The organism is Variovorax sp. 20P10.2.4 (genome assembly GCF_058244205.1).
Genome location: NZ_JBZAYE010000222.1, coordinates 1 through 10,561 on the forward strand (window position 1 = coordinate 1; position 10,561 = coordinate 10,561).

Here is a 10,561-nt window from a genome sequence, read left to right on the forward strand (position 1 = left end):
GCCACCTCGTCGCTCAGCGTGTCGACCGTGGTCTGCATCGAGTCGAGCGCCTTGAGCTTGAAGTCGGCGATCGCGTCCATGGTCTGGTAAATGTTGGCGAAGGCCTGCTGCAGCTTGGCGATCTCGATCGTGCCCGAGGCCGCCTGCTGGTGGATCTGGCTTGTCTGCTCGCGCAGCAGCTCGCTGGTGGTGGCGATCAGGTTGCCGGTGGTGGCGTTGAGCGCGCCGATCTGGTCGAGCACCAGCTTCTGGTTGGCCAGCGCCTGCGCCACGATCACCGCGGTGCGAAGCGCCGACACCGTGGTGGTGGTGGCGCGGTCCACGCCCTTGGTCAGCTCGAGGTTGTTCTTGCGGATCATGTCGAGCGCCAGGTAGCCCTGGATGTTGACCGCGAGCTGCGTCAGCAGGTCGGTGACCTTCTGGCGCGCGTAGAACAGCATCTCCTCGCGCACCACGCGCGCCTTCTCGGGATCGGTGGCGTCGAACTCGCGCGCCTTGGCATCGAGGCGCGCGTCGAGCGCCTTGCCGATGTGCACGTACTTCTCGAGCCGCTCCATCAGCGTCCAGAGGTTGACCTTCTCCTGCTCGATGGCCGCGTTGTCGCGCAGCAGCTCGTCCTTGCCGCGCTTGAGCGACTCGATGATCGCGTTGAGGTGCGACTGCGAGGACTGGTAGCGCTCGAAGTAGGCGACCAGCTTGTTGCCCAGCGGGATCAGGCCCAGCAGCTTGCGCGCCGAGAACAGGTCGCCCTGCTTCGAGGGATCGAGGTCCTCGACCTGGTGGCGCAGGTCGATCAGCGACTGGCCGATCTGCGAGCCCTGGCCGAACAGCCCGTTGCGCAGCGAGCCCACCGGGCGTTCGAGCATGCGGTTGGAGACCGAGGCCGAGGCTTCGATCTCCTTGCTGCCCATCGAGTGGATGCGCGCCACCGCTTCCTTGAACTGCGGATGCTGGCTGTCGTGCGCGGTGATGTCGTCGATGAAGCGATCGACCTGCGCATCGAGCTCGCCGACCTCCTCTGGCTTGAGCCGCACTCGCCCGCTGGCGGATTCGACCGGTACCGGCGCGACGGGCGCCGGCGGCTCGAGCACGAAGGACTGCGGCGGCTGCAGCACGTCGGGCGCGGCAACGGCGACCGCGGTGGCGGGAGAGGACTCGGGACGGGAAGTGTTCATGGGTTCCTCGGGTTCACTTGAAGCGGCCTTCGATGGCGGTGGTCATGCGTTCGAGCCATTCGAAGCTGGGCGGGTCGATCACGTCGACCAGCACGTCGGGCACCTTGACGCCGCGGCCGGCCCAGTTCTCCGGCCCCTTGGCATCGCCACCGGTGCGAAAACCGTATTCGTGCGCGAGCTCGCGCAGCTTGGGATCGTTCTCCAGCGCCGCGCCCAGGCGCGCGCCGCCCGGCGTGTAGGGCACCAGCACGTGCTTCGAATAGACCGTGGGCCGCGGATAGAGCAGCACCATGTCGCCGCGCAGCCGGTCGGGATGCTTGAGCCAGAACTCCACCAGCTGCGATTCGTAGGCCACCAGCAGCGGCGCCTTGCCCATGCCGAGCGCGAGGTAGTCCTCGAACGGGCCGGCCGAGGACTGCTCCTGGAAGCCCTGGCGCAGGAACAGCGGCGCCACCGTCGGCAGCACGCGGTCCACGTCCTGCTGGCTCTGCACGATCTGCTGGCCGTTCGCGAGGTAGCTCGCCAGCGCGAGGTACATCGCCGCCGAATTGGAGGTGCGCACGTCGGTCGAATTGATCAGCAGCGACTTGCTGGTGGAGAACGCGGCGCTGGCCTTGAGCTCCTTCCAGCGCGTGCCCTTCTCGATCATCGCCATCAGCTTCGGCAGGTCGACCACGTAGTAGAAGTCGCCCTGCTTCTCGGCCACGCCGTTGGCGATCAGGATCTCGGCGATCGGCCGCCAGCTCGCGAGCACGATCGGCGTGTAGAAGGGGTTGTAGACATTGGGCGCCTTCGCGAGCTCCTTGAGCCGCTGCGCGGCCGGCGCGCCCGAGGGAAAACCGAAGTCGAACTTGCCGGCGTCGTAGCGCTCGGCGATGGTGCGCGAGCCGGCCTTCTCCACCGTGACCGTGATGCCCTGCGCGGCCAGCGCCTGCTGCACGCGCTCGTCGGCGAAGAACGATTCCTTCTCGGAACCGATCAGCCCGCGCAGCGCCACATGGCGCGCCTGCTCGATCCGCGCGGCGTTGCCGGCCGTCGTGTCGTCGCGCACGCGCTGGTTCGAATACCAGACGCCGCCCGCGACCGCGGCCAGCAGGACCACGGCCAGCGCCGGCGCGATCAGTTTGCGGATTTCCAACGGTGCTGCTCCTCGGCCCCTTCATCGGGGTTCGAGGAACATCCTAGCCACGCAATATGACGGTTCGTGACAGTCCGATGACAGCCGCGGGGCGACCGCCGCGCTCAGGTGCCGCGCGTCAGCATGCGCCCCGCGCGCGCCAGCACGCGCGCCTCGTCGACCGTCGCGCCGCCGCGATAGGCCAGCACGCCGTTCACGAACACGCGCTCGATGCCCAGGCTCAGGCCCTTGGGCCGGTCGTAGGTGGCGGTGTCGGCGATGGTCTCGGGATCGAACACCACCACGTCGGCCATGTGGCCCGCGCGCAGCAGGCCGCGCTCGGCGATGCGCAGGTTGCGCGCGCTCATGCCGGTCATCTTGTGCACCGCCTGCTCGAGCGTGAACAGCCGGCGCTCGCGCCAGTAGCGCGCGAACACGCGCGGGAACGCACCCCACAGCCGCGGATGCGGATGGCGGTCGTGCGGCAGGCCGTCGCTGCCGATCATGGTCAGCGGATGCGCGATCACGCGCTCCACGTCCTCTTCCTGCATCTGGAAGTAGCAGGCACCGCCGGGCTTCAGCCGCAGGCAGGCCTCCTGCTCGCTCACGCCCCATTCGCGCGCGATGTCCGACACCAGCCGGCCGGTCATCTCGGGATGCGGGTCGGACCAGGTCAGCAGCACGTCGATCACGCCGTCGACCAGGTCCTCGCGCAGCACGGTGGAACCGGCGACGTAGGGGTAGACGTCCATCGCGATCTTCTGGCGCTGCGCGAGCGACTCGATCAGCGGCAGCGTCTCCTTGGTGCGGCCCCAGTTCGCGGGCCCGGCGCACTTGTGGTGCGAGATCACCAGCGGCACGCCCGCGGCGAAGGCCGAGTCGCCGGCCTCGTGCAGCGCCTCGACGATCTGCTGCATCTCGCTGCGCAGGTGGGTGGCATACACGCCGCCGTGGCGCGCGACCACGCGCGCGAGCGCGGTCACCTCCTCGGCGGGCGCGGCGAAGGCTTCTTCATAGAACAGGCCCGAGGACATGCCGTGCGCGCCCTCGGCCATGCAGGCATCGAGCAATGCTTCCATGCGCGCGAGCTCGTCGGCGTTCGCGGGCCGGTCGAGCGCCTCCATGGCCGCGAAGCGCAGGGTGGTGTGGCCCACCAGCGCGGCCACGTTGAGCGCGGGCTGCGTGGCGTCGACCGCGGCGCGGTACTCGGCCATGCTCGCGTGGCGGAACGAATCGGCGCCCAGCAGCGTGAGCGGCGGCTTCGACTGCGGCGTGCGGTAGGGCGCGAGCGAGATGCCGCAGTTGCCCGTGACCACGGTGGTGATGCCCTGCGACACCTTGGGCAGGCACAGCGGGTCGCGCAGCACGATCGCGTCGTCGTGCGTGTGGGCGTCGATGAAGCCCGGCGCGATCACCTTGGCGCGACAGTCGACGACCTCGACATCGGCCGGCTCGAGGCCCTCGGGCAGGCGCGCGCGCAGGCCCTCGCCGAGCGCGAGGATGCGGTCGCCACGCAGCAGCACGTCGCCGGGCCACGAGGGGCCGCCCGAGCCGTCGACCACGAGGCCGGCCTCGAGCAGCACGGCTTGGGGAGCGCTCACGACCGGTGTCCTTTCTCGTTGATGCCGCCGCCGTCCCAGCTCTGCAGCGGGTGCGTGGTGGCGTCGATGCCGTGGCGCTGGAAGGCTTCGCGCGCGCGCTGCAGGCGCTGCACCGCCGGCTCGCCGCGCCGTTGCGCGACCAGCACCGTGAGGATCTCGATCGCCGTGAGGTGCGTCAGGTAGGCATCGATGCCCACGTGCATCACGGCGTCGTCGGGCACCGAGAGCCCGAGCAGGAAATCGGCCTTGGCCGCGAGCGCGGTGCCGGGCCGCGTGAGCGCGACCACCTTGGCGCCCTGCCCGCGCGCGATGTCGACCGCGTCGAGCAGCGAGGGCATGCCGCCCACGTGCGAGATCGCGATCACCACGCCGCCCGGGCGCTGCGCGGCGCCGGCCACCTGCTGCAGGTGGTAGTCGGCCCAGGCATTGGCCGACAGGCCGAGCCGGAACAGCCGCGCCTGCAGGTCGTTGGCCATGAACCACGAGGTGGCGCCGGCGCCGTACAGGTCGACGTGCGGCGCGGCCGCGATGGCCGAGACGGCGCCGTCGAGCACCTGCATGTCGAGCTGGCCGCGCACGCCCGAGACCGAGGCGGCCGCGCTGCGCGCGATCTTCGACACCACCTCGTCGGCGGCGTCCTCGATGTTGACGCGGCGGTGCAGCGGCGAGCCGCCGAGCGCGAGCTCCTGCGCCAGCGCGAGCTTGAACTCGCGCAGGCCCGCGAAGCCGAGGTCGCGGCAGGTGCGCATGATGGTCGGCACCGAGCTGCCGGAGCGCTCGGCCAGCGATTCGAAGCTCTCCTCGAGCACCCGGTCGGGGTCCTCGAGGATCAGGTCGAGGATCGCGCGCCGCGTGGCGGGCGCGCCCTCGCGGGTCTGCGCGATCTTCTGGAGCAGCGAGGGAGTCATCGGCCGCGCGGTCAGAAGTGCATCGCCACCGCGTCGCTCACGCGGTAGTCGTTCTCGACCACGGGCATCCAGTGCCACTTGTCGAAGGTGGTGCAGGGATGCGAGATGCCCAGGCCCACGCGGTCGCCGACGGCCGGCGCGCGCGCCTCCTCGTCGGCCTCCCAGCGCAGGTAGGCATGCTGGTCGTTGAGCGCGGTGATCTTCCAGCCCGCGGGCACGGCCTCGGGCGCCAGCACGCCGCGCGCCGCGCGCGCGATCGGCACCGGCAGCGAGAGGTCGAAGGAGATGTCGCGCTTGCCCACGGCCAGGATCGCGAGGCCGGGTTCGGGCCGCGACTGCACCGTGGCCCAGACTTCCATCGCGGGCACCAGGCTCTCGCCGCAATCGCAGCCCAGGCGCTCGTCGACCGCGCTGACCATGCGCTTGTAGAAGCCATGGTCGTGCGTGACATAGCAGCCCGAGCGCAGCAGGCCGCGCACCGGCGACGCCAGCGCGGGCTTGAGTCGCCCGGCCACGAGGTCGAAGATCGCCGAGCCGCCGGCCGAGACCAGCACCTCGTCGGTCTCGAACAGCTGCTGCGTGTCGCAATGGCGCGCCACGGCTTCCACGCGGTCCATCAGGGTCGCGGCATAGGCCGCGTCGGGCTCGCTGGCGCCGGTGGCGCCCTGCCCTTCGTAGGTCTCGATGCCCACCAGCCGCACCGCGTCGCTCGCGCGCAGCCGCGTGGCGAGCGCCACCGCCTCTTCATGCGTGCGGCAGCCGGTGCGCGCGCCCGCGACGCCGATCTCGAGCATGACCTCGAAGGGCACGCTGTTCGGGTGGCGGCGCGCCCAGTCCTCGATCAGCGCGAGCTGCGCCAGCGAATCGACCAGGAACACGATGCGCAGGCCCGCATGGTCGCGCAGCAGCAGCTGGATGCCGGCCAGGTCCTCGTCGCTCACCACCTGGTTGGCGATCAGGGTGCGGCGCGCGCCGGCGGCCACGCCCACCGCGAGCTGGGTCACGGTGGCGAAGGTCAGGCCCCAGGCGCCGGCGTTCAGCTGGCGCTGGAACAGCTGCGGCGACATGGTGGTCTTGCCGTGCGGCGCGAGGTCGATGCCCCATTCGCGCACGCGCGCCTGCATCCAGGCCAGGTTGTGCTCGAGCGCCTCGCGCTTGAGCACGGCCAGCGGCAGCGGCAGGTCGCCCGCGAGCACGTTCCAGCCCGCGGCGCCGATCTCGCTGCGCCGGCGCGGCGCCTGGGTGCGCGGATAGCCCTTGAAGCTGCTGCCCAGCAGCGGGTCGTCGAAGGAGGGAGCGGCGGTGTCGGTCATGGTCATGCGGCGATGGGGGAAAGCAGGTCCTTGCGGATGCAGGCGCTGTAGTGTCCGCTCGAAACCTGCTCGAGCGGCGGCACGGTCTGCGCGCAGGCCTCGATGGCATGCGGGCAGCGCGTGCGGAACACGCAGCCGGAAGGCGGCGAGATCGGACTGGGGATGTCGCCCTTGAGCGCGATGCGCTCGGTGGCGAGCTCGGGATCGGGCTTCGGGCTCGCGGCCAGCAGCGCCTGGGTGTAGGGGTGCGAGGGGCGCGTGAAGAGCTCGTCGGTCTCGGCCACCTCCATCACCTTGCCCAGGTACAGCACCACCACGCGGTCGCACAGGTACTCGACCACGTCGAGGTCGTGCGAGATGAACAGCATGGTCAGGCCCAGGCGCTCGCGCAGGTCGGCCAGCAGGTTGATGACCTGCGACTGGATCGACACGTCGAGCGCCGACAGCGGCTCGTCGGCCACGATGAACTCGGGCTCCACCGCGAGCGCGCGCGCCACGCCGATGCGCTGGCGCTGGCCGCCCGAGAACTCGTGCGGGAAGCGGCTCGCATGCTCGGCGCGCAGGCCCACGGTCTCGAGCAGCTCGGCGATGCGCCGCTCGCGCGCGGCCGCGCCCTTGTGCAGGCCGTGCGTGGCCAGCGCCTCGCCGAGGATCGCGCCGATGCGCATCTTCGGGTTCAGGCTCGCGTACGGGTCCTGGAAGATGATCTGCAGCTTGCTGCGCAGCTTGCGCATGCGCTCGCCCGACAGCGCGCCGATGTCGTCGCCGCGGTAGAGCACCTGGCCCTCGGCGCGCTCGAGCAGGCGCAGCACGGTGCGGCCGATGGTGCTCTTGCCCGAGCCCGATTCGCCGACCAGGCCCAGCGTCTCGCCGGGCTGGATCGCGAACGACACGTCGTCGACCGCGCGCACCGGGCGCTCGCCGCTGCCGAAATACTTCTTGAGTCCGCGGACTTCGATCAGGGGGGAAACGACGGCGTTCATGCGAGCCTCGCGAAGTGGGCGTCGGGCTGCACGCGGGTGCAGCGGGCCTGGCGGTCCAGGCGGATGTCGATCAGCGGCGGCATCGCCGTGGCGCAACCGGCCTGCGCATGGTCGCAGCGCGGCTCGAAGGCACAGCCCGGCGGCGGCGCCAGCGGGCTCGACACCTGGCCGCGGATCGCGAACAGGCGCCTGGGCTTGGGCTGCCCCGGCTGGCGCGCCTTGCCCGGCAGGCAGGCCAGCAGGCCCTGGGTGTAGGGATGCTCGGGCTGCGCGAACAGCGGGCGCACCGGCGCGCTCTCGACCACGCGGCCCGCGTACATCACGACCACGTCGTCGGCATGGTGCGCGACCACGCCGAGGTTGTGCGTGATGAACAGGATGCTCATGCCGGTCTCGGCCTGCAGCCGGCGCATCAGCACCAGGATCTGCGCCTGGATGGTCACGTCGAGCGCGGTGGTGGGCTCGTCGGCGATCAGCAGCGTCGGGTCGCAGGCCATGGCCAGCGCGATCATCACGCGCTGGCGCATGCCGCCCGAGAGCTGGTGCGGGTACTCGTGGAGGCGCTGCGCCGCGGCCGGGATCTCGACCAGGTCGAGCATGCGCTTCGCATGGGCCAGCGCGGCCTGGCGGTCGAGCCCCTTGTGCAGCCGCACGCTCTCGGCGATCTGCTCGCCGATGGTGAACACCGGGTTCAGGCTGGTCATCGGTTCCTGGAAGATCATCGAGAGCTGGTTGCCGCGCAATGCGCGCATCTCGCGCTCGGGCAGGGTCAGCAGGTCGACGTCCTTGCCTTCGCGCGTGACGAAGCGCGCGCTGCCGCTGACCTGGGCATTGGCGGTCCTGGGCAGCAGGCGCATCAGCGTGAGGCTGGTGACCGACTTGCCCGAGCCCGATTCGCCGACCAGCGCGGTGGTCTTGCCGGGCTGGATCGCGAAGCTCACGTCGGCCACCGAGCGGATCAGGCCGTCCTCGGTGGGGAAGCTGGTGCTCAGGCGGTCGACCACGAGGCGCGGAGAGGATGTGGCGGTCGTCATCACGCGGTCTTTTTAAGTTTGGGGTCGAGCAGGTCGCGCACGCCATCGCCGAGCAGCTGCAGCGACAACGCGGTGAAGATGATCGCGAGCCCCGGGAACAGCACCACCCAGAAGGCCTGGTGCGCGTACTGCTGGCTGCCCGCGACCATGGTGCCCCAGGTCGGGATCTCGGGCGGCACGCCGACGCCGAGGAAGGACAGCCCCGCCTCGGCCAGGATCGCGTAGGCGAAGATGAACGAGACCTGCACCAGGATCGGCGACATCAGGTTCGGCAGGATGTGGCGCCACAGGATGCGCGAGGTGCGCACGCCGAGCGCGCGCACGGCCTCGACGAACAGCAGTTCGCGCACCACCAGCGTGGAGGCCCGCACCACCCGCGCCACGCGCGGCGTGTAGACCAGCACCAGCGCCAGCACCGTGTTCATCAGCGAGGGCCCGAGGATCGCCACCAGCGCGATCGCCAGCAGGATGTCGGGGAAGGACATCATCGCGTCGACCACGCGCATCAGCGGCGCGTCGAGCCGGCGGAAGAAGCCGGCCATCAGGCCCAGCACGGTGCCCGCGACGACGGCGCCCAGCGCGGTGAGCGCCGCGATCGCCAGCGAGTAGCGCGCGCCGTGCACGATGCGCGAATAGAGGTCGCGGCCCAGCTCGTCGGTGCCCAGCAGGTGCTCGGCGCTCGGCGCCTTCAGGCGCTGCAGCACGGCCGTGTCGTTGGGATCGATGGAGGCGAACAGCGGCGCGCCGATGGCGAGGATGGCGATCGCCAGCAGCACCAGCGCGGACAGCATCACGATGCGGCGGTGCATCAGTTGGCGCAGCATTCTTGGCATCTGCATGGCTCAGACCTTTACGCGCGGATCGACCACCGCATACAGCAGGTCGATAGCGAAATTGATGAGCACGTAGATCGCGGCGATCACCAGCAGCGCGCCCTGGATCACCGGGTAGTCGCGCCGCAGCACCGCGCTGACCACGAGGTTGCCCACGCCCGGCAGGCCGAACACGGTCTCGGTGATGACGGCGCCGCCGATCATCAGCGCCACCGTCAGGCCGATCACCGTGACGATCGGCACCAGCGCGTTGCGCAGCGCATGCTTGAGCACCACCACCGTCTCGCTCAGGCCCTTGGAGCGCGCGGTGCGCACGTAGTCCTCGCCGAGCACGTCGAGCATCGAGGCGCGCGTGAAGCGGATGATGAGCGCGGAGTTCAGGAGGCCCAGCACCGCGGCCGGCAGCACCAGCGAATGCAGCCGCTCGGCCAGCGCCGCGTCGGGCGCGCCGTAGCCCGAGACCGGGAACCAGCCGAACGAGACCGCGAAGATCTGGATCAGCACGATGCCGAGCCAGAAGCTCGGGATGCTCGCGCCCAGCATCGCGATGCCGGTGAACAGCTGGTCGACCGCGCGGCCGCGGAACACGGCCGAGACGATGCCGCAGGGCACGCCGATCAGCGCGGCGATGGCCACCGCCATCAGCGCGAGCAGCGCGGTGGGCTCGGCGCGCTCCCACAGCGCCTGCGTGACCGGGCGCTGCAGGAAGATCGAGGTGCCGAGGTTGCCCTGCAGCACCTCGCGCAGCCAGTAGCCGAACTGCACGGGCAGCGGCTTGTCGAGGCCGTATTCCTTCTGCACGCGCGCGATGTCGGCCGCGGTGGCCTGGTCGCCCAGCAGCACCGAGACCGGGTCGCCCGAGGCGGCGCGCGTGAGCACGAACACCAGCACCGCCACGATGGCGAGCACGATGAGCATGCCGCCGGCGCGCGAGGCGATGTAGCGAAGCGAGGCGTTCTTCTTCATGCCGAGAACTCGATCGCTGCCGCGCTGCCCACCGCCACGTACTGGCCGGTGAACGCGATGTCGCCGTTCTTCACGCGGAAGACCGTGACGTTGTCGCCCTGCTTGTTGTGGCAGACGTAGAGGAAGCGCCCGCTCGGGTCGAGCGTGCAGCTGCGCGGGTAGTTGCCGCGCGTCCATTCCTCGCGCACCAGCGTGGGCGCACCGGTGCGGGCATCGATCGCGAACAGCGAGATCGAATCGTGCAGCCGGTTGAGCGACACGAAGTGCCGGCCGCCGGGCAGCATGCGGATGCCCGAGGCGTAGCTGGTGCCCTTGAAGCCCTTCGGCAGCGCCGAGGTCTCGCTCACGGGCACGAGCACGCCGGTGGCGTCGTCGTAGCGCATGAAGGCGATGGTCGAGGCCTCCTCGTTCACGAGGTAGAACCAGCGGCCGTTCGGATGGAACACGAAGTGACGCGCGCCCGAGCTCTCCGACACGGCCACCGTGCCGGGCTGGCTCAGCACGCCGGTCGCGCGGTCGAAGCGGTAGGAGATGACGCGGTCGAGCCCCAGGTCGGCCACGAGCACGAAGTTGCCCTTGGGATCGGCCTGCACCATGTGCGCATGCGGGCCGTCGTGGTCGGAGGTGGCGA

10 protein-coding genes are annotated in these 10,561 nt (G+C 70.5%); all 10 read right to left on the reverse strand.

Annotated features, from left to right (window positions below):
• Positions 1-1,175: toxic anion resistance protein (locus AC27VN_RS20480; RefSeq protein WP_490877691.1), on the reverse strand; the 1,175-nt coding region annotated here is incomplete at its 3' end.
• 13 nt (positions 1,176-1,188) lie between these two features.
• Positions 1,189-2,313 carry a hypothetical protein gene (locus AC27VN_RS20485; protein ID WP_490877692.1) on the reverse strand — a complete coding sequence of 375 codons (1,125 nt, stop codon included), beginning with the start codon at positions 2,311-2,313 and terminating at the stop codon, positions 1,189-1,191.
• 104 nt (positions 2,314-2,417) lie between these two features.
• Entirely contained in the window at positions 2,418-3,893 is a 1,476-nt protein-coding gene (locus tag AC27VN_RS20490; protein WP_490877693.1) for an N-acyl-D-amino-acid deacylase family protein, read from the reverse strand.
• On the reverse strand, positions 3,890-4,801 hold the full coding sequence (locus AC27VN_RS20495) for a MurR/RpiR family transcriptional regulator (protein WP_093351801.1): 912 nt from the start codon (positions 4,799-4,801) through the stop codon (positions 3,890-3,892). The genes AC27VN_RS20490 and AC27VN_RS20495 overlap by 4 nt, the downstream gene beginning before the upstream one ends.
• Before the next feature lie 11 nt (positions 4,802-4,812).
• Positions 4,813-6,114, reverse strand: a complete 1,302-nt coding sequence (locus AC27VN_RS20500) for an amino acid deaminase (protein ID WP_431512876.1) — start codon at positions 6,112-6,114, stop codon at positions 4,813-4,815.
• 2 nt (positions 6,115-6,116) lie between these two features.
• Positions 6,117-7,097, reverse strand: coding sequence for an ABC transporter ATP-binding protein (locus AC27VN_RS20505; RefSeq protein WP_490877694.1), 981 nt, complete (start codon positions 7,095-7,097; stop codon positions 6,117-6,119).
• The gene (locus tag AC27VN_RS20510) at positions 7,094-8,131 is read right to left on the reverse strand and encodes an ABC transporter ATP-binding protein (protein WP_490877695.1); all 1,038 of its coding nucleotides are present in this window, start codon (positions 8,129-8,131) and stop codon (positions 7,094-7,096) included. The genes AC27VN_RS20505 and AC27VN_RS20510 overlap by 4 nt, the downstream gene beginning before the upstream one ends.
• Positions 8,131-8,970, reverse strand: a complete 840-nt coding sequence (locus tag AC27VN_RS20515; RefSeq protein ID WP_208513985.1) for an ABC transporter permease — start codon at positions 8,968-8,970, stop codon at positions 8,131-8,133. The genes AC27VN_RS20510 and AC27VN_RS20515 overlap by 1 nt, the downstream gene beginning before the upstream one ends.
• 3 nt (positions 8,971-8,973) lie before the next feature.
• Complete coding sequence (locus AC27VN_RS20520) at positions 8,974-9,930, reverse strand: ABC transporter permease (RefSeq protein ID WP_395348616.1); 957 nt, start codon at positions 9,928-9,930, stop codon at positions 8,974-8,976.
• Positions 9,927-10,561, reverse strand: a 635-nt coding sequence (locus AC27VN_RS20525) for a lactonase family protein (RefSeq protein WP_490877696.1), incomplete at its 5' end; no start/stop codon positions are given. The genes AC27VN_RS20520 and AC27VN_RS20525, both read right to left, overlap by 4 nt.

Coding starts and splice junctions, on each gene's coding strand:
- AC27VN_RS20495 (WP_093351801.1), bottom strand. CDS start 4,801: ATGACTCCCTCGCTGCTCCAGAAGATCGCGCAGACCCGCGAGGGCGCG.
- AC27VN_RS20500 (WP_431512876.1), bottom strand. CDS start 6,114: ATGACCGACACCGCCGCTCCCTCCTTCGACGACCCGCTGCTGGGCAGC.
- AC27VN_RS20505 (WP_490877694.1), bottom strand. CDS start 7,097: ATGAACGCCGTCGTTTCCCCCCTGATCGAAGTCCGCGGACTCAAGAAG.
- AC27VN_RS20510 (WP_490877695.1), bottom strand. CDS start 8,131: ATGACGACCGCCACATCCTCTCCGCGCCTCGTGGTCGACCGCCTGAGC.
- AC27VN_RS20515 (WP_208513985.1), bottom strand. CDS start 8,970: ATGCAGATGCCAAGAATGCTGCGCCAACTGATGCACCGCCGCATCGTG.
- AC27VN_RS20520 (WP_395348616.1), bottom strand. CDS start 9,930: ATGAAGAAGAACGCCTCGCTTCGCTACATCGCCTCGCGCGCCGGCGGC.